This window comes from Streptomyces sp. NPDC052687 (genome assembly GCF_040678395.1).
In the GTDB taxonomy this organism is placed as follows: Bacteria; Actinomycetota; Actinomycetes; order Streptomycetales; family Streptomycetaceae; genus Streptomyces.
Map to the genome: position 1 here is coordinate 24168 of NZ_JBFATR010000021.1, position 18734 is coordinate 42901.

Genomic DNA, 18734 nt, shown 5'->3' on the forward strand with positions numbered 1-18734 from the left:
GACGGCCGGGCCGCCGGCCATGGACCAGGGTGGTGGCGTGGGCGCTCGCATGCGCCCACTGCTCCGCTCAGGCCACGGAAGAGAGACGCTGACCCATGTCCTGGCTGTCCAGATTCAGCCTCGCGCAACGGGCCCTGACAGGGCTGATGTCGATCATCGCGCTCGCCTTCGGGGCGATAGCGATCCCGCAGCTCAAGCAGCAGCTGCTGCCCACCATCGAACTGCCCATGGTGTCGGTGATCGCGCCGTACCAGGGCGCGTCCCCGGACGTGGTCGAGAAGCAGGTCGTCGAACCGATCGAGAGCAACCTCGAGGCGGTCGACGGCATCACCGGCGTCACCTCCACCGCCGGCGAGGGCAACGCCGTGATCATGGCGTCCTTCGACTACGGCAACGACACCGACCAGCTCGTCGCGGGTGTCCAGCAGGCCGTCAACCGGGCCCGCGTCCAGCTCCCCGACGACGTCGACCCGCAGGTCGTCGCCGGGTCCACGGACGACATCCCGACCGTCGTGCTCGCCGTCACCTCCGACCGCGACCAGCAGGCCCTCGCCGACCAGCTCGACAGGACCGTCGTACCCGCCCTCAAGGACATCGACGGCGTCGGCCAGGTCACCGTGGACGGCGTCCGCGACCTCCAGGTCACCGTCACCCCCGACGACGCGAAGCTCGCCAAGGCGGGCCTTACCACCCAGTCCCTCGCCCAGGCGCTCCAGGCGGGCGGCGCGACCGTCCCGGCCGGCTCCTTCGACGAGGACGGCGCCAACCGCACCGTGCAGGTCGGCGGCGGCTTCACCTCGCTGCGGCAGATCGAGGACCTGATGATCACCGGGGAGGGCGTCGAGCGCCCGGTCCGCCTCGGTGCCGTCGCCGAGGTCGCGCAGCAGCCCGCCCGCGCCGACTCCCTCACCCGCACCAACGGCGAGCCCAGCCTCGCCGTGATGGTCACCATGGACCGCGACGGCAGCGCGGTCGCCATCTCCGACGCCGTCCGCGACAAGCTGCCCGAGATGCGCGCCGACCTCGGAGCCGGCGCCACCGTCACGGTCGTCAGCGACCAGGGCCCGGCCGTGTCGAAGTCCATCGAGGGCCTGACGACGGAGGGCGCCCTCGGCCTCCTCTTCGCCGTCCTCGTCATCCTCGTCTTCCTGGCCTCGCTGCGCTCCACGCTGGTCACGGCGGTCTCCATCCCCCTGTCGGTGGTCCTCGCCCTGATCGTCCTGTGGACCCGCGACCTCTCCCTGAACGTCCTCACCCTCGGCGCGCTCACCATCGCCATCGGCCGCGTCGTCGACGACTCGATCGTCGTCCTGGAGAACATCAAGCGGCACCTCGGCTACGGCGAGGAGCGCCAGGAGGCGATCCTCAAGGCGGTGCGCGAGGTCGCGGGCGCGGTGACGTCCTCCACGCTCACCACGGTCGCCGTGTTCCTGCCGATCGGCCTGGTCGGCGGCATGGTGGGCGAGCTGTTCGGCTCGTTCTCGCTGACGGTGACCGCCGCCCTGCTGGCGTCCCTACTGGTCTCCCTGACGGTCGTCCCGGTCCTCTCCTACTGGTTCCTGCGCCCCCCGAAGGGCACCCCCGAGGACGCCGGCGAGGCCCGCCGCCTCGCCGAGGAGAAGGAGGCGAGGAGCAGGCTCCAGCGCCTCTACGTCCCGGTCCTGCGCTTCGCCACGCGCCGCCGCCTGACCAGCGTGGCCATCGCGGTGGTGGTCCTGATCGGCACCTTCGGCATGGCCCCCCTCCTGAAGACCAACTTCTTCGACCAGGGCGAGCAGGAAGTCCTCACCGTCAAGCAGGAGCTGGAGCCCGGCACCAGCCTCGCGGCGACCGACGCCCAGGCGAAGAAGATCGAGAAGATGCTCGACGGCATCGAGGGCGTCAAGGACTACCAGGTCACCGTCGGCTCCTCCGGCTTCATGGCCGCCTTCGGCGGCGGCACGGACACCAACCAGGCGTCGTACTCGGTGATGCTGGAGGACTCCGCGTCCTACGAGGACGTCGAGCACCGCATCGAGCAGGGCCTGGCGAAGCTGGACGGCATCGGCACGACGACGATCGCCGCCGGCGACGGCTTCGGCAGCCAGGACCTCTCCGTGGTCGTGAAGGCGGCCGACGCGAAGGTGCTGCGCGACGCCGCGGAGGAGGTCCGTAAGGCCGTGGCCGGCCTGGACGACGTCACCGACGTCACCAGCGACCTCGCCCAGAGCGTCCCGCGGATCTCCGTCGAGGCCAACGAGAAGGCCGCCGCGGCCGGCTTCACCGACCAGACGCTCGGCGCGGCCGTCGCCCAGGCGGTCCGCGGCACGACCGCCGCCAAGGCCACCCTCGACGACACCGAACGCGACGTCGTCATCCGCTCGGCGCGCCCCGCCGACACGCTCGCGGAACTGAGGCGGCTGCCGCTCGGCCCGGTGAAGCTCGGCGACATCGCGGAGGTGAAGCTGGTCGACGGCCCGGTCTCCATGACCCGCATCGACGGCCAGCGCGCCGCCACCATCACCGCCAAGCCGACCGGTGACAACACCGGCGCGGTCAGCGCCGACCTCCAGTCGAAGATCAACTCGCTCGACCTCCCGGCCGGCGCGACCGCCGAGATCGGCGGTGTCTCCGAGGACCAGGACGAGGCGTTCGCCAACCTCGGCCTCGCCATGCTGGCGGCCATCGCGATCGTCTTCATGCTGCTGGTCGCGACCTTCCGCTCGCTGGTCCAGCCGCTGATCCTGCTGGTCTCCATCCCCTTCGCGGCCACCGGCGCGATCGGCCTGCTGGTCGCCACCGGCACCCCCATGGGCGTCCCCGCGATGATCGGCATGCTGATGCTCATCGGCATCGTGGTGACGAACGCGATCGTCCTGATCGACCTCATCAACCAGTACCGGGCGCAGGGCTACGGCGTCGTGGAAGCCGTCGTCGAGGGCGGCCGCCACCGCCTGCGCCCCATCCTGATGACCGCCCTGGCGACCATCTTCGCCCTCCTGCCGATGGCCCTGGGCATCACCGGCGAGGGCGGCTTCATCGCCCAGCCCCTGGCGGTGGTCGTCATCGGCGGCCTGGTCACCTCCACCCTGCTGACCCTCCTCCTCGTCCCGACCCTCTACGCGATGCTCGAACTGCGCAAGGAGCGCCGCGCGAAGAAGCGCGCGGCGAAGCGGGCGGCGAAGGCCGGAGCGGAGAAGACGCCGGAGCCGGCGAGCGCGTGACGCGCCTGCCCTGACAACGGCCGGGTCTCCCCGCGGGACCCGGCCGTTGCGCTCGCGCGCGCCGTCGGGGAAACCGGCGGAGGGGAGCGGACCGCACCGGGCCGCGACCGCCCGGTTACGTATCCTGTGCCCGCTAACTGCTCAACGGGGGAAGGGAAACGGGCGGTGCCACTGCACAGGGACGATCCGCGGTCGCTCGGCGGGTACAGGCTGCTGGACCGGCTCGGGGCCGGCGGCATGGGGGTCGTCTACCGGGGCAGATCCCGGTCCGGGCGCGAGGTCGCCGTGAAGGTGGTGCACGCGCAGTACGCGCAGGACCCCGTCTTCCGCACCCGGTTCCGGCAGGAGATCGAGGCCGTCCGCAAGGTCAGCGGCGCGTTCACCGCACCGGTCGTGGACGCCGACCCGGAGGCGGACCGGCCGTGGATGGCCACCCAGTACGTGCCCGGCCGCTCCCTCGCCGAGCGGATCCGCGAGCAGGGACCGCTGCGCGGCGCCGCGTTGCGGCGCCTCGCGCTGGGACTGGTGGAGGCGCTGCGGGACATCCACCGGGCCGGGGTCGTGCACCGGGACCTGAAACCGGCCAATGTGCTGATGGCCGAGGACGGACCCCGCGTCATCGACTTCGGCATCTCCCGCGCCACCGAGAACCTCACCCTGACCGAGACCGGGCAGATGATCGGCACCCCGCCGTTCATGTCCCCCGAGCAGTTCACCGACGCCCGCTCGGTGGGCCCGGCCTCCGACGTCTTCTCCCTCGGCGCGCTGCTCGCGTACGCCACCACGGGACGCGGCCCGTTCGACGCGGAGAGCCCCTACCTGACGGCGTACCGGGTCATCAACGACCCACCCGTCCTCGACGGGGTGCCGCAGCAACTGCGGGCCATCCTGGAGCGCTGCCTGACGAAGGAACGGGACGGGCGGCCCGACCTCGGCACACTGGCCGGCGAGTTCGCCGGGGCCCTGCCCGAACCGGACCCCGGCGATCCGCCCACGGTCACGCTGCGCCTCGGCCCTCCCGACCGGACGGCCACCCATCCCGGCACGGTCACCGACCGGGAGACGGAGCGGTCCGCCCGCCGCCGCGGCCGGATCCGGCCCCTGCTGCTCGTCACGGGCACGGTCGGCGCGCTGGTGCTCGGCCTGACCGCGTACCTGCTGGGACCGGGCGCGTCCGCGGACCGCCCGGACTCCCGCTGGGGTGCCCCGCCCGACGGGTGGCGGCCCTGGCAGACGACTCTGCCGCACACCGAGTCGCTGATCGCCGTCGGCGGAAGCGGCTCCATGAGCGAGTCGGGCCGGTGCGCGAGGTACGAGGCCGCCGTCTACTGCGCGGGCCAGTCGGCGCCGCCGGTGCGGGTGGACGCGGTCACGGGAGAGATCGTCTGGCGGGCCGGCCTGCTGCCGAAGGGGAGTCCCCGGGACCGGTCCGCGTACGGTGAGATCCTCGGGGTGGACGAGGAGAGGGTGCTGGTGCGCCGGACCGTCTCCGACGCCTCGCTCGAGAACGAGACGATCAGCGTCGTCGCGCTGGACGCCGGTTCGGGGCGTCAGGTGTGGAGCCGTACGGTCGACGAGGAGAGCACCTTCGCGTTCTTCGCCCGCGGCCTGGTGCTGGCCCCGGAGGGCGAGGGCGGCCGCACGCTGACCGCCCGCTCCGTGCGCACCGGGGCGAAGGAGTGGGCCGCGAAGCTGCCCGAGCAGTACTCCTGCACGTTCCTGACCGAGTCCGGGCCGGACATCTACGCGGACTGCCTCCACGACGACTCCGGGAAGTCCTTCCTGCTGGCCGTCGATCCGTCCGACGGCTCCACCCGCCGGCTCACCGCGTCCGAGGGCGGGTTCGCGGGCGCCCTGGACGGCCGGCTGCTCTTCCTGGAGTGGGCGGCGGAGCCCTCCGGCGAGGACGAGCTGTACCACGCGGTGGTCCTGATGGACCCCGGCACCGGCCGGCGCGAGCGGGTGTCCCTGGCGAAGACGCTGCGCGGAAGGATCGTGCTGGCGGACGGCACGCTGTGGTCGGCCAGCTCCAACGGCGTCGTCCAGGCGGTCTCGCCGAGGACGGGCAAGGAGCTGTGGCGCACGCAGACCACGCTGGAACAGCCGGGCGCGCCCGTGCTGCACAAGGCGGGCGGCACCGTGTTCGTGGCCAGCCCCAGCGGCCGGGTGGCGGCCCTGGACGCCGGCGACGGGACGACGCTGTGGGAGACCAGCCCGCGCGCCCGGGAGGTGCTGGACGACGGCTGGTCCCGGTCGGAGCTGTTCCTGCACCAGGGCTCCGTGATCGTGTCGACCCCGGACGGCACCCTCTTCGGCATCGACCCCGCCCACCCCGACAGGAAGCCCGCGTCGGGGTGAGCGGGGGGGACGGCCAGGGGCTACGGCAGCGCCAGCATCCGCTCCAGCGCCAGCTTCGCGAACGCCTCGGTCTCCTTGTCGACCTCGATGCGGTTGACGAGCTTGCCCTCGGCCAGGGACTCCAGGGCCCAGACGAGGTGGGGCAGGTCGATGCGGTTCATGGTGGAGCAGAAGCAGACCGTCTTGTCGAGGAAGACGATCTCCTTGCCCTCGGGAGCGAAACGGTTCGCCAGGCGGCGGACCAGGTTCAGCTCCGTGCCGATGGCCCACTTGGAACCGGCCGGGGCCGCCTCCAGCATCTTGATGATGTACTCGGTGGAGCCGACGTAGTCCGCCGCCGCCACGACCTCGTGCCGGCACTCGGGGTGGACGAGCACGTTCACATCCGGGATGCGCTCGCGGACGTCGTTCACCGAGTCCAGGCTGAAGCGGCCGTGCACCGAGCAGTGGCCGCGCCACAGGATCATCTTCGCGCCGCGCAGCTCCTCGGCGGTCAGACCGCCGTTCGGCTTGTGCGGGTTGTAGACCACGCAGTCGTCCAGGGACATGCCCATGTCGCGCACGGCGGTGTTGCGGCCCAGGTGCTGGTCGGGCAGGAAGAGGACCTTCTCGCCCTGCTCGAACGCCCAGTCCAGCGCCCGCTTGGCGTTGGAGGAGGTGCAGATCGTGCCGCCGTGCTTGCCGGTGAAGGCCTTGATGTCGGCGGACGAGTTCATGTACGAGACGGGCACGACCTGCTCGGCGATGCCGGCCTCGGTCAGCACGTCCCAGCACTCGGCGACCTGCTCGGCCGTCGCCATGTCGGCCATCGAGCAGCCGGCGGCGAGGTCGGGCAGGACGACCTTCTGGTCGTCGGAGGTCAGGATGTCGGCGGACTCCGCCATGAAGTGGACACCGCAGAAGACGATGTACTCGGCCTCGGGGCGGGCGGCCGCGTCGCGGGCCAGCTTGAAGGAGTCACCCGTGACGTCGGCGAACTGGATCACCTCGTCGCGCTGGTAGTGGTGGCCCAGCACGAAGACCTTGTCGCCCAGCTTCTCCTTGGCCGCGCGGGCGCGCTCGACCAGGTCCGGGTCGGACGGCGAGGGCAGGTCGCCGGGGCACTCCACGCCGCGCTCGCTCCTCGGGTCGGCCTCGCGGCCGAGGAGCAGCAGGGCGAGGGGCGTCGGCTGTACGTCGAGCTCCTGGGTCTGGGCGGTGGTCACGACACGCACCCTTTCTTTTCTGCGGCTCGCCGGTCCGAGGGGCCGGACCGGCGGGGTAGCGGGGGACAGCGTTTCGACCTTTTCGTCGAAATGACGCTATCTATCATAACCGCTTCATGTCACTTTGACGATGGCCATCGTGTCGATGTGACGTGAATCCCGATGTCCGGTACGTCACCTTGCCCGCACCCCGCACCCCGCACCCCGCACCCCGCACCCCGCACCCCGCACCCGGCACCCCGCACCCCGCACCCGCGGCCCTCTCGCCCACAGGGCGCTGTCCGCCCGCCCGCGCATGTGCGAGCATGAAAAACGAGCCGAGGAGAAAAGAGTCGGGCACGTCCCGGAATGAATCCGCGGTCCCGCCGGTTGCAACCGTCGGCAAGCAGTCTCCGTACAACCCGGGAGAGATGTAGATGTCCGTATCGGACGAGACCACCACCGTCACCGACGGCATCATCCTGACCGACGCCGCCGCGTCCAAGGTCAAGGCGCTGCTCGACCAGGAAGGCCGCGACGACCTCGCGCTGCGCGTCGCCGTCCAGCCCGGCGGCTGCTCCGGCCTGCGCTACCAGCTGTTCTTCGACGAGCGTTCCCTCGACGGCGACGTGGAGAAGGACTTCGGCGGGGTCAAGGTCGTCACCGACCGGATGAGCGCCCCGTACCTGGGCGGCGCGACCATCGACTTCGTGGACACGATCGAGAAGCAGGGCTTCACGATCGACAACCCGAACGCGACGGGCTCCTGCGCCTGCGGCGACTCCTTCAGCTGAGCCGCGAGCCGAGTGAAGTGAGAGGCGGCGGTCCCTCCTGACGAGGGCCGCCGCCTTTCGCGTACGCGCGTGCCTCAGCCCCGGGGCAGCCGCGCCCCCGGCTTCTCCAGCGGGATCGCCTCCCCGTCCGAGCCGACGACCTTCCGCTCGCCGAGCGGCTCGTCCAGCTCGACCGTGCGGTGGTGCGTCTTGGCGATCATGATGCAGACCTTGTCCGGCCAGGGCGTCTCGGTGACCGTGACCGTCACCTCGTCCGCGCTCTCCGACGCCTTTGCCTCGTAGTCCGCGCAGACCCCGCCGGTGAAGGCGACCGTCAGCTCCCTGCCCTCGGCGGTGTAGCCCTCCACCTTCACGTTCCGGCTCTCCGCGGGCGCGTCCGGTCCCGTCGGCCGCGGACTCGGGTTCCCGCTCGGCTCCCCGGAGGGCGCGGGCGACGTCAGATAGCGCGGGTCGACGGCCGGGTACGTCACCGTGAAGCCCTCCTTCGCACCCGGTGCCCGCACCTCGAACAGCCAGGACGGCACCAGTGTCGGCCGCGCCTGCACGAAGTGCGAGGCCAGCCCGAACACCGCGTCCTCCACCACGATCGTCTCCCGCGGAGCGACCGTCGCACCCGAGGTCTCGCACGGCGCCTGCTCCCGGCCCTCCTCCAGCGGCACCGGAGTGGCACAGCCGCCGATCCCGGCACGGTGGCCGGGCTCCTGCGCCGCGTTCAGCCGGTCCAGCGTCGCGCGCGCGTCCAGCACCGGATACGTGTGTCCCTTCACCGGCGTCTTCAGCTGCCCGCTGCCCGCGACCACGTCACCCCGCGCACCGACCGTCAGCCCGGTCGGCCAGCCGTACGTCGGCAGCCCGCCGATCACCGGATCGGCGTTCACCACCCGCTGCGCGCCCGTCACCTGCGAGGCGTCCGCCCGCGCGGCGTCCTGCCCGAGCGCCCTCAGCACCGGCGCCGCCGCCTCGCGCGCCGCCGCCTCGCTCACCGGGTCGCCGGACCCGGACGCGGGCGGCTTGGAGCAGACGGTGACGCTCTCGCAGTCGTCGGTGCCGGGCGCGTACCGGTGGAACGTCCACGTGCCGGGCGCCTGCCGGTTCACCTGGAGGCTCGGCCCCTGGCCGTCCTTGCCGGACCCGACCTTCCAGGCCTGACCCTCGGCCACCGGCGTCCCGTTCACCCCGAGCGCCGCCGCCAGCCGCGCGACCTCCGCCCGCGTGACCTCGCCCTTCGCCCAGTACACCGGCGCCGAGCCGGGGCCCTTCGGCAGATCGCCCGAGGCCCGGTAGGTCACCCCGTTCGGGTCGGGCTCGCCGGGCGCGATGCCGTTCCCGGCGCCCTCCGCGTAACCGTCCAGGGCCAGCGGCGGGGGAGTACCGCCCCCGGCCGGCGCACCGGCCCCGGACCCCCCGCCCGCGCCGCCCCCCGCGGAGCCCGCGAGATACGCCCCACCGCCCCCGGCCAGCAGCACGGCGGCGACCATGGCGGCGACGAGCACGGGGGAGCGCCGCCGGGAGGAACGCTCATCGCAGTCACGCCCGGCCCCGGACACGGCGGACGCGACCAACTCACCGTCACCCGCCCGCACCCCACCCGCCGCCGCGCCACCCGCGACCGCCTCCGACCGACCACCACCGTCCACTTCGGCGACCGCCTCCGGCGAGGCGTCAGCCGCTCCCGCAACTCCCGCGCCCTCGGCATGCCCGGCTGCCTCGGACCGACCGCCGTCCGCTCCGGCGGCCCCGGCGACGGCGTCCGGCCGGGCACCGGCCGCTCCCGCGGACGCACCCTCGGCCGACCCCGCGGACGCACCCTCGGCCGGCCCGGCGGGTCCCGCATGCTCAGCCCGCGCCGGCCCTTCGGACCCCGCCTCCCCGCCCGACCCAGCGGCCGCCGCACCCGCGTCAGGTCCGGCGGCAGCCGATCCCTCGGCAGCCGCCCCCGCGCCGACCGCCCCAGCGGAAGCGGCACCGCCCGAAGCGGTCCCAGCAGAAACGTCCCCGCCGGAAGCAGCCCCAGCGGAAGCGGCACCGCCCGAAGCGGTCCCAGCAGAAACGTCCCCGCCGGAAGCAGCCCCAGCGGAAGCAGCCCCAGCGGAAGCAGCTCCAGCGGAAGCGGCCCCAGCAGGAGCAGCCCCGACGGAAGCGTCCCCGCCGGACCCCGTCCCCGCATCCGCCTCCGCCTCCGCGCCCGGCGCACTCGCCCTCGCCGCTCCCGCAGCGCCGTCCGCGCGGGAGGGCAGGTCCTCGGAGCCGGCGTTCCTCTCGGCGGCGCCGGACTCGCCCACGACCTCGTCGTCGTTGTCGGGTCGCTCGGTGTTCACCGCATCGCTCCTTCGGCCGCACAGCTGTTACGGGGGACAGCGATGGGACGCGGCGGAGGAGCGCACGGTTCCCCGACTACGGCTCAGTCGCCGTAGTCGGACATCGCGTCCAGCAGCCGCGCGGAGGCGACCGGCACCGACACGCCGTGGATCAGGGAGGGGGAGACCGGCCGCGGCGCGTGCCGGTCGGGCACCGACCAGTGCGGCACCATCCGGGCGCAGTCGCCGCGCAGCGACGCCAGGTCGCCTTCGGGATCGGCCGGGGCCGGGGCGGGGGCGGACACCTTGAGGTTCGTCATAGCGGCACCGTAGGCATGGGGCGGCTCACGAAGAAAGATCTACTATCGGGTAGTTTTGTCGCCTTCAGGCCGGGCCCCGCACCGGGTAGCGTGAATTGTCATTACCCCTCCACTCAGGAGCGTCCACGCCGTGCGCATCGCAGTCACCGGCTCCATCGCCACCGACCACCTCATGACCTTCCCCGGCCGCTTCGCCGACCAGCTCGTCGCGGACCGGCTGCACACGGTCTCGCTCTCCTTCCTGGTCGACAACCTCGACGTCCGCCGCGGCGGCGTCGGCGCGAACATCGCCTTCGGCATGGGCCAGCTGGGCACGGAGCCGATCCTGGTCGGCGCGGCCGGCTTCGACTTCGACGAGTACCGCGCCTGGCTGGACCGGCACGGCGTCGACACCGGCTCGGTGCGGATCTCCGAGACCCTGCACACCGCCCGTTTCGTCTGCACCACCGACGCCGACCACAACCAGATCGGCTCCTTCTACACCGGCGCGATGAGCGAGGCCCGGCTGATCGAGCTGAAGACGGTCGCGGACCGCGTCGGCGGCCTCGACCTGGTGCTGATCGGCGCCGACGACCCGGAGGCGATGCTCCGCCACACCGAGGAGTGCCGCTCCCGGAACATCCCCTTCGCCGCCGACTTCTCCCAGCAGATCGCCCGGATGAACGGCGAGGAGATCCGGATACTGCTGGAGGGCGCCACGTACCTGTTCTCCAACGAGTACGAGAAGGGCCTCATCGAGACCAAGACCGGCTGGACCGACGAGGAGATCCTGGCCAGGGTCGGCCACCGCGTCACCACCCTCGGCTCGCGCGGCGTGCGGATCGAGCGGGCCGGCGAGGACCCGATCGAGGTCGGCTGCCCGGACGAGGAGCGCAAGGCCGACCCCACGGGCGTCGGCGACGCCTTCCGCGCCGGCTTCCTCTCCGGCCTCGCCTGGGGCGTCTCCCTTGAGCGCGCCGCCCAGGTCGGCTGCATGCTCGCGACGCTGGTCATCGAGACGGTCGGCACCCAGGAGTACCAGCTGCGCCGGGCGCACTTCATGGAGCGCTTCACCAAGGCGTACGGCGACGAGGCCGCGGCGGAGGTCCAGCAGCACCTGAGCTGATCCCCGCCCGCGGGCGAGAGGAGGGCCCCTCAGCCGGAGCGGCGCACCAGGTACGCCGCTCCCCGCTCCGCCGGCTCCTCGCCCACGTACTCCTGCCCGCGCATCTCGCACCACGCCGGGATGTCCAGGCGCGCGGCCTCGTCGTCCGACAGGACCCGGACGAGGCCGCCCACCGGCACCTCGCCGATGACCTTGGCCAGCTCGATGACCGGGATCGGGCAGCGCTTGCCGAGGGAGTCCACGACCAGGACGTCGTCGCGCACGGCGGTCTCGGCCACCGGCGCGCCCAGCTTCTCCCGCACCCCGGCCACGGCCCGCGGCAGCACCTCCAGGAACCCGTCGACGTCCTCGGAGACCGCCCCGAAGGGCAGCGACACCCGCACATTGCCCTCGCTCAGCACCCCCATCGCCTTCAGCACATGGCTGGGCGTCAGGGTGCTGCTGGTGCAGGACGACCCGGACGAGACCGAGAAGCCCTCCCGGTCCAGCTCGTGCAGCAGCGCCTCGCCGTCGACATAGAGACACGAGAAGGTGACGATCCCCGGCAGCCGCCGCTCCGGGTCGCCCACCACCTCGACATCCGGCACCAGTTCCGGCACCCGCGCCCGGATCCGGTGCGTCAGCTCCCGCAGCCGTACCGCCTCGGCGTCCGCCTCCGCCCGTACGGCCCGCAGCGAGGCCGCGGCGGCCACGATCGCGGGGATGTTCTCGAAGCCGGGGGCCCGGCCCGACTCCCGCTCGTCCGCCGGTCCCTGCGGCGCGAACCGCACGCCCTTGCGGACGACGAGCAGTCCGACCCCGGACGGCCCGCCCCACTTGTGGGCGCTCGCCGTCAGCACGGACCAGTCGCCCGCGACCGGGCCCCAGGCCAGCGACTGCGCCGCGTCCACCAGCAGCGGCACCCCGGCCGCCCGGCAGATCTCGGCCACCTCGGCCACCGGCTGCACGGTGCCCACCTCGTGGTTGGCCGACTGGAGACAGGCCAGCGCGGTGTCCGCGCGCAGGGCACCGGCGTACGCCGCGGGGCTGACGGCGCCGGTGCGGTCCACCGCGACCCGCGTGACCGTGCCGCCGTCCGCCTCGTGGGACTCCGCCGAATGCAGTACCGAGGAATGTTCGACGGCTGACACGATCAGGTGGCGCCCCACCCGCCGCCGGCCCGCCAACACGCCCGAGACGCCCGCGTGCACGGCGCGGGTGCCGGAGGAGGTGAACACCAGCTCGTCGGGCCGGCAGCCGACCGCCTCGGCGGCCGCATCCCGCGCCGCGTCCAGCAGCATCCGGGCCTTGCGCCCTTCCCGGTACAACCGGGCCGGATCCGCCCATCCCTCATCCAGGGAGGCCGCCAACGCCTGCCGGGCGACGGGGTGCAGGGGAGCGGCGGAAGCGGCATCGAAGTAGGCCATACGGCAACGCTAAACCCCCCGGCCGGCCATCACCCGCAAGGGGCACGGGGCCGGGCCTGCGGCGGCTCCGCCACGGGGTGCGACCAGCCCGGACGACCCCCCAGCCGCCAATCCAGCGAACCCACCGAGTGACTAGGCACCCCTCCCCGCGAAGCCCCGAAGAGGGTGGGCTAGGGTTTGGTCCGCATAAACATCCAAACCCCTGCCCGACGCAGGGCGGCGACCGACCAGCGAGAAGGCCAGGCCGCAGCCGATCCGCGCGGGCGAGACTCTCGGGAAGGCGCTACGTGAGTCCCAACGGCTCCGACCGCTCGCCGCGGCGCCCGATGCGGCGGAAGCTGCTGCAGGCACTGACCGCGGGCCTGGTCCTGGCGACCGCCACCGGTTGCACATGGGAGGACTTCCCCCGCCTTGGCATGCCCACCCCCACCACGGAAGAGGCGCCGATCGTCCTCTCCCTGTGGCAGGGCTCCTGGGCTGCCGCGCTCGCCGTCGGCGTGCTGGTGTGGGGCTTGATCCTCTGGAGTGCCATCTTCCACCGGCGCAGCCGCACCAAGGTGGAGATCCCTCCGCAGACCCGGTACAACGTGCCGATCGAGGCGCTGTACACGGTCGTACCGATCATCATCGTGTCGGTCCTCTTCTACTTCACGGCTCGCGACGAGTCGAAGCTGCTCTCCATGGACAAGAAGCCCGACGTCACGGTCAACGTGGTCGGCTTCCAGTGGAGCTGGTGCTTCAACTACATCGAGAACGTCGAGGGTTCCACCGGCGACGCCAAGACCGCCAAGGAACTGGACGCGGTCCCCGACCGCTACAAGAAGGACTTCCCGGCGAACGCCGGCGGCGTCTACACCTGCGGTGTCCCCGGTGACCGCAACCCGCAGACCGGCAACCCCGGCCCCACCCTGTGGCTGCCGAAGGGCAAGACGGTCCGCTTCGTCCTGACCTCCCGGGACGTCATCCACTCGTTCTGGGTGGTGCCGTTCCTGATGAAGCAGGACGTCATCCCGGGCCACCCGAACGCCTTCCAGGTGACCCCGAACCGTGAGGGCACGTTCCTGGGCAAGTGCGCCGAGCTGTGCGGCAACGACCACTCCCGGATGCTGTTCAACGTGAAGGTCGTCTCGCCGGAGCGTTACGAGCAGCACCTGAAGGAGCTGGCCGAGAAGGGCCAGACCGGTTACGTGCCCGCCGGTATCGAGCAGTCCGAGCACGCGAAGGACCGGGAGGCGAACGTCCTGTGAGTATCGTCAACGAACCCGCAGGTGCCCCCGAGGCAGGCACCTACGAGAACGAACTGCCGGTCCGGCGCAAGCAGCCCGGCAACATCGTGGTGAAGTGGCTGACGACCACCGACCACAAGACCATCGGAACGCTGTACCTGACGACGTCGTTCGCGTTCTTCTGCATCGGCGGCATCCTGGCGCTGTTCATGCGCGCCGAGCTGGCCCGTCCGGGTCTGCAGATGATGTCGAACGAGCAGTTCAACCAGGCGTTCACGATGCACGGCACGATCATGCTGCTGATGTTCGCGACGCCGCTGTTCGCAGGCTTCGCGAACTGGATCATGCCGCTGCAGATCGGCGCCCCCGACGTCGCGTTCCCGCGGCTGAACATGTTCGCCTACTGGCTCTACCTGTTCGGCTCGCTGATCGCGGTGGGCGGCTTCCTCACCCCGAACGGCGCCGCCAGCTTCGGCTGGTTCGCCTACACCCCGCTGTCCGACGCGGTCCGCTCGCCGGGCCTCGGCTCCGACATGTGGATCATGGGCCTGGCCTTCTCCGGCTTCGGCACCATCCTCGGCGCGGTCAACTTCATCACCACGATCATCTGCATGCGCGCCCCCGGCATGACGATGTTCCGCATGCCGATCTTCACCTGGAACGTCCTGCTGACCGGTGTCCTGGTCCTGCTGGCCTTCCCGGTCCTGGCCGCCGCGCTGTTCGCCCTGGAGGCGGACCGCAAGTTCGGGGCGCACATCTTCGACGCGGCCAACGGCGGCGCCTTGCTGTGGCAGCACCTCTTCTGGTTCTTCGGACACCCGGAGGTGTACATCATCGCCCTGCCGTTCTTCGGCATCATCAGCGAGGTCATCCCGGTCTTCTCCCGCAAGCCGATGTTCGGCTACTGGGGTCTGGTCGCGGCGACCATCGCGATCGCCGGTCTGTCCGTGACCGTGTGGGCGCACCACATGTACGTCACCGGCGGTGTGCTGCTGCCGTTCTTCTCCTTCATGACGTTCCTCATCGCCGTCCCGACCGGTGTGAAGTTCTTCAACTGGATCGGCACGATGTGGAAGGGCTCGCTGTCCTTCGAGACACCGATGCTCTGGGCGACCGGCTTCCTGATCACCTTCACCTTCGGTGGTCTGACCGGTGTCATCCTGGCCTCGCCGCCCATGGACTTCCACATCTCCGACTCGTACTTCGTGGTGGCCCACTTCCACTACGTGGTCTTCGGCACGGTCGTCTTCGCGATGTTCTCCGGCTTCCACTTCTGGTGGCCGAAGTTCACCGGCAAGATGCTCGACGAGCGTCTGGGCAAGATCACCTTCTGGACGCTGTTCGTCGGCTTCCACGGCACCTTCCTGGTGCAGCACTGGCTGGGCGCCGAGGGCATGCCGCGCCGGTACGCCGACTACCTGGCGGCCGACGGCTTCACCGCCCTGAACACGATCTCCACGATCAGCTCGTTCGTCCTGGGCGCGTCGATCCTGCCGTTCTTCTACAACGTCTGGAAGACCGCCAAGTACGGCAAGCCGGTCGGCGTGGACGACCCGTGGGGCTACGGCCGCTCCCTGGAGTGGGCGACCTCCTGCCCGCCGCCGCGGCACAACTTCATCACCCTGCCGCGGATCCGCAGCGAATCCCCGGCGTTCGACCTGCACCACCCCGACATCGCCGCCCTCGAGCAGCTCGAGAACGACGGCAAGCGGGACGCGCTCGTGGGCAGCAAGGAGGCCGGCAAGTGAAGATCCAGGGCAAGATGTTCATGTGGCTGAGCGTCTTCGTCCTCGCCATGGCGGTCGTCTATGGCGTGTGGTCGAAGGAGCCGGCCGGCACCACGGCCCTCTTCCTGGCCTTCGGCCTGTGCATCATGATCGGCTTCTACCTCGGCTTCACGGCCAAGCGGGTCGACGTCGGTGCGCAGGACAACCTGGAGGCGGACGTCGCGGACGACGCGGGCGAGCTGGGCTTCTTCAGCCCGCACAGCTGGCAGCCGCTGTCCCTGGCGATCGGCGGCGCCCTCGCCTTCCTCGGTGTCGCGGTCGGCTGGTGGCTGCTGTACTTCGCCTTCCCGGTCATCCTGATCGGCATCTTCGGCTGGGTCTTCGAGTACTACCGCGGTGAGAACCGCACCCAGTAGCACACGCCGAGCCCACGGGAGCCCGGACACTCCGAAAGGAGCGTCCGGGCTCCCGCGTTCGCAGCAACCGCCGTCCCCCGCCCGGCTCACCCAGCGCGCCCCGCCGCAGGGCGCTCCCTAGCGTGAGCTCATGAGCCACACACCGCGTTCCCGTACCGCCGTCACCGGCGCCCTGCTGCTGATATCCCTCGGCCCCGCCGTCGCCTCCTGCGGCGGCGACGGACACCCGCTGTCGGCCGCGCCGTACGACGCGACGGACCAGATCTCCTTCAGCGGACCCGTGGGCGAGGGGAAGAAGGCCGACCCGGACAAGCCCCTGGAAGTCACCGCCCAGGACTCCGACGGGCGCATCACGGACGTCACGGCCGTGGACGCGGCCGGCCGCCATCTGGCGGGCGAACTCTCCGCCGACGGGGCCCGCTGGCACTCCACGTCCCCGCTCGCCGCGAACGCCCGCTACACGGTCCGGGTGAGCACCGAGGACGAGGACGGCCGGCCGGGCCGCCGGGTCCTGGTCCTCGACACCGGCCGGCCCCTCGCCGAGAAGCGCCTGGACGTCACCTTCGGCCCCAAGGCGGGCACCTACGGCGTCGGCCAGCCCATCACCGCCGAACTCAGCCGCGAGGTGACGGACAGGGCTCAGCGGGCCGTCGTCGAACGCGCCCTCAAGGTGCGCTCCACGCCCGCCGTGGAGGGCTCCTGGCACTGGGTGGACGACAAGAAGCTCCACTACCGCCCCAAGGAGTACTGGCCCGCCCACGCCACCGTCCAGGTCAGCAGCAACCTGGAGGGCATCAAGATCAGCGACCGGCTGTGGGGCGGCACCGCGAAGCCGCTGAGGATCACCACGGGCGACGCGGTCGTCGCCGTCACGGACGCCTCGTCCCACCACATGACCGTCTACCGGAACGGCCAGGAGATCAACTCCATACCGGTCACCACCGGCAAGCCCGGCTTCGAGACCCGCAACGGCGTCAAGGTGGTGCTCGGCAAGGAGTACTTCGTACGGATGCGCAGTACCAGCATCGGCATCGCCGCCGGCTCGTCCGAGTCGTACGACCTGCCCGTCTACTACGCCACCAGGGTCACCTGGAGCGGCGAGTACGTGCACGCCGCCCCCTGGTCGGTGGGCTCCCAGGGCTACGCCAACGTCAGCCACGGCTGCACCGGCATGAGCACCGGCAACGCCGCCTGGTTCTTCCAGAACGTCCGCGAGGGCGACGTGGTACAGGTCGTCAACTCCTACGGCGCCACCATGGAGCCCTTCGGCAACGGCTTCGGCGACTGGAACCTCACCTGGAAGAAATGGCGAGAGGGCAGCGCCCTGACCGCCGGCCGGCCGGAAGCACCCGAACCGGAAGAAACAGCACGTCTGCGACCGGCCGCGGTGTAATGCGCCCCTCAGGGGCGCGGGGAACTGCGTGACCAGCCACAGCCGGCCCGCAGCCGCCCGACCGCCCCGGGCACCGCCTCCCTAGGCGCTCTGCAGCTTCCTCTGCCGCAGCAGAGACGCCAGCGCGGAGGCGAACTCCACCGGATCCACCGGCAGCGTCACCGCCGCCTCGGCCCGGCTCCACGTCGCCAGCCACGCGTCCTGCGGCCGCCCGATCAGCAGCAGCACCGGCGGGCACCGGAACACCTCGTCCTTGATCTGCCGGCACAGCCCCATACCGCCCATGGGCACGGCCTCTCCGTCCAGCACGCAGACGTCGATCCCGCCCTTGTCCAGCTCCCTGACGACGGCCGCCGGAGTCGCGCACTCCACGAACTCCACCAGGGGCGCGTCCGGAGCGGGCCGGCGCCCGGCCGCTAGCCGCACCTGCTCGCGGGTGTTGGAGTCGTCGCTGTAGACCAGCACCGTGGCGGTCGGCTGCATAGCTTCCTCCGTGACTTCGGCGTCGTACGGAAAGGCCCGTAGGCCCGGATGCTACTCCCCTGCACACCACGTCAGCACCGGTATCGCCCAGGGCAACACTCCGAACGGCACCCCCCGGAGTGAGGGCGAGATAAGCGACCGACATAATGTCGGTCGTGGCGACAGCAACGACAGTAGACACCGGGCACGCGCACCCGTCGGTCAACCGACCGAACCTCGTCAGCGTCGGAACCATCATTTGGCTGAGTTCCGAGCTGATGTTCTTCGCGGCCCTCTTCGCGATGTACTTCACCCTGCGATCGGTGACAGGACCCGAGTTCTGGAGTGAGAAGGCGGACGCCTTGAACTTCCCGTTCTCGGCGACGAACACCACGATCCTGGTGCTCTCCTCCCTCACCTGCCAGCTCGGCGTCTTCGCCGCCGAGCGCGGTGACGTGAAGAAGCTCCGGATGTGGTTCATCGTCACCTTCATCATGGGTGCGATCTTCATCGGCGGCCAGGTGTACGAGTACACCGAGCTGGTCAAGCACGAGGGCCTCTCGCTCTCCTCCGACCCCTACGGCTCGGCCTTCTACCTGACCACCGGCTTCCACGGCCTGCACGTGACGGGCGGTCTCATCGCCTTCCTGCTGGTCCTTGGCCGTACCTACGCGGCCCGTAGGTTCACCCACGAGCAGGCGACCGCCGCCATCGTCGTGTCCTACTACTGGCACTTCGTCGATGTCGTCTGGATCGGCCTCTTCGCCACGATCTACATGATCAAGTAGCCGGACCCGATCCCACGCGCGTTCCCGTAACACGCACATCCCAGAAGCATCGACG

The 18734-nt window shown here is 71.2% G+C and carries 14 protein-coding genes; 9 read left to right on the top strand and 5 right to left on the bottom strand.

The window, feature by feature from the left end; all coding sequences use genetic code 11:
- Positions 1–95: 95 nt before the first annotated feature.
- Together AB0K92_RS18660 and AB0K92_RS18665 are read left to right on the top strand one after the other, a co-directional pair.
- Positions 96–3203 carry an efflux RND transporter permease subunit gene (locus AB0K92_RS18660; protein WP_365924171.1) on the top strand — a complete coding sequence of 1036 codons (3108 nt, stop codon included), beginning with the start codon at positions 96–98 and terminating at the stop codon, positions 3201–3203.
- Positions 3204–3368: 165 nt separating this feature from the next.
- On the top strand, positions 3369–5561 hold the full coding sequence (locus tag AB0K92_RS18665; protein WP_365924173.1) for a PQQ-binding-like beta-propeller repeat protein: 2193 nt from the start codon (positions 3369–3371) through the stop codon (positions 5559–5561).
- A gap of 20 nt (positions 5562–5581) precedes the next feature.
- Here the strand turns inward: AB0K92_RS18665 and nadA are convergent, their stop codons facing one another.
- Positions 5582–6766 carry a quinolinate synthase NadA gene (gene nadA / locus AB0K92_RS18670; protein ID WP_365924175.1) on the bottom strand — a complete coding sequence of 395 codons (1185 nt, stop codon included), beginning with the start codon at positions 6764–6766 and terminating at the stop codon, positions 5582–5584.
- 416 nt (positions 6767–7182) lie between these two features.
- Between nadA and AB0K92_RS18675 the strand changes: the two genes are divergently transcribed.
- A complete protein-coding gene (locus AB0K92_RS18675; RefSeq protein ID WP_006135694.1) occupies positions 7183–7539 on the top strand; it encodes an iron-sulfur cluster assembly accessory protein in 357 nt (118 codons plus the stop codon).
- 74 nt (positions 7540–7613) lie between these two features.
- Here the strand turns inward: AB0K92_RS18675 and AB0K92_RS18680 are convergent, their stop codons facing one another.
- Together AB0K92_RS18680 and AB0K92_RS18685 are read right to left on the bottom strand one after the other, a co-directional pair.
- Positions 7614–9101 (bottom strand): hypothetical protein, encoded by a 1488-nt coding sequence (locus AB0K92_RS18680; RefSeq protein ID WP_365924177.1) that lies wholly within the window; start codon positions 9099–9101, stop codon positions 7614–7616.
- A gap of 839 nt (positions 9102–9940) precedes the next feature.
- The gene (locus AB0K92_RS18685; protein WP_165998960.1) at positions 9941–10156 is read right to left on the bottom strand and encodes a hypothetical protein; all 216 of its coding nucleotides are present in this window, start codon (positions 10154–10156) and stop codon (positions 9941–9943) included.
- 130 nt (positions 10157–10286) lie between these two features.
- Here AB0K92_RS18685 and AB0K92_RS18690 point away from each other — a divergent pair, with 130 nt between their 5' ends.
- Complete coding sequence (locus AB0K92_RS18690) at positions 10287–11261, top strand: carbohydrate kinase family protein (RefSeq protein ID WP_365924179.1); 975 nt, start codon at positions 10287–10289, stop codon at positions 11259–11261.
- Positions 11262–11290: 29 nt separating this feature from the next.
- On the opposite strand, the gene AB0K92_RS18695 is transcribed toward AB0K92_RS18690, so the two are convergent.
- Positions 11291–12667 (bottom strand): aminotransferase class V-fold PLP-dependent enzyme, encoded by a 1377-nt coding sequence (locus AB0K92_RS18695; RefSeq protein ID WP_365924181.1) that lies wholly within the window; start codon positions 12665–12667, stop codon positions 11291–11293.
- Positions 12668–12954: 287 nt separating this feature from the next.
- On the opposite strand from AB0K92_RS18695, the gene coxB reads away from it, so the two are divergent.
- The 4 genes from coxB (at position 12955) to AB0K92_RS18715 (ending at position 17429) form a co-directional block, all read left to right on the top strand.
- Positions 12955–13914 (top strand): cytochrome c oxidase subunit II, encoded by a 960-nt coding sequence (coxB, locus tag AB0K92_RS18700; RefSeq protein WP_165998966.1) that lies wholly within the window; start codon positions 12955–12957, stop codon positions 13912–13914.
- Positions 13911–15641: a cytochrome c oxidase subunit I gene (ctaD, locus tag AB0K92_RS18705; RefSeq protein WP_165998968.1), complete on the top strand. Its 1731-nt coding sequence runs from the start codon at positions 13911–13913 to the stop codon at positions 15639–15641. Before coxB ends, ctaD begins: the two co-directional genes overlap by 4 nt.
- On the top strand, positions 15638–16036 hold the full coding sequence (locus AB0K92_RS18710; RefSeq protein ID WP_165998970.1) for a cytochrome c oxidase subunit 4: 399 nt from the start codon (positions 15638–15640) through the stop codon (positions 16034–16036). The genes ctaD and AB0K92_RS18710 overlap by 4 nt, the downstream gene beginning before the upstream one ends.
- 130 nt (positions 16037–16166) lie before the next feature.
- Positions 16167–17429 carry an Ig-like domain-containing protein gene (locus tag AB0K92_RS18715; RefSeq protein ID WP_365924183.1) on the top strand — a complete coding sequence of 421 codons (1263 nt, stop codon included), beginning with the start codon at positions 16167–16169 and terminating at the stop codon, positions 17427–17429.
- 81 nt (positions 17430–17510) lie between these two features.
- On the opposite strand, the gene AB0K92_RS18720 is transcribed toward AB0K92_RS18715, so the two are convergent.
- A complete protein-coding gene (locus AB0K92_RS18720; RefSeq protein ID WP_365924185.1) occupies positions 17511–17912 on the bottom strand; it encodes a hypothetical protein in 402 nt (133 codons plus the stop codon).
- Between the two features lie 146 nt (positions 17913–18058).
- Between AB0K92_RS18720 and AB0K92_RS18725 the strand changes: the two genes are divergently transcribed.
- On the top strand, positions 18059–18679 hold the full coding sequence (locus tag AB0K92_RS18725; protein WP_165998976.1) for a heme-copper oxidase subunit III: 621 nt from the start codon (positions 18059–18061) through the stop codon (positions 18677–18679).
- Positions 18680–18734: the final 55 nt, after the last annotated feature.

Excerpts from the sequence above, each read along its gene's own strand:
- AB0K92_RS18725 (WP_165998976.1), top strand. The coding sequence starts at position 18,059 with ATGTCGGTCGTGGCGACAGCAACGACAGTAGACACCGGGCACGCGCAC.
- AB0K92_RS18685 (WP_165998960.1), bottom strand. The coding sequence starts at position 10,156 with ATGACGAACCTCAAGGTGTCCGCCCCCGCCCCGGCCCCGGCCGATCCC.
- AB0K92_RS18720 (WP_365924185.1), bottom strand. The coding sequence starts at position 17,912 with ATGCAGCCGACCGCCACGGTGCTGGTCTACAGCGACGACTCCAACACC.
- AB0K92_RS18715 (WP_365924183.1), top strand. The coding sequence starts at position 16,167 with ATGAGCCACACACCGCGTTCCCGTACCGCCGTCACCGGCGCCCTGCTG.
- AB0K92_RS18660 (WP_365924171.1), top strand. The coding sequence starts at position 96 with ATGTCCTGGCTGTCCAGATTCAGCCTCGCGCAACGGGCCCTGACAGGG.
- AB0K92_RS18675 (WP_006135694.1), top strand. The coding sequence starts at position 7,183 with ATGTCCGTATCGGACGAGACCACCACCGTCACCGACGGCATCATCCTG.
- AB0K92_RS18695 (WP_365924181.1), bottom strand. The coding sequence starts at position 12,667 with ATGGCCTACTTCGATGCCGCTTCCGCCGCTCCCCTGCACCCCGTCGCC.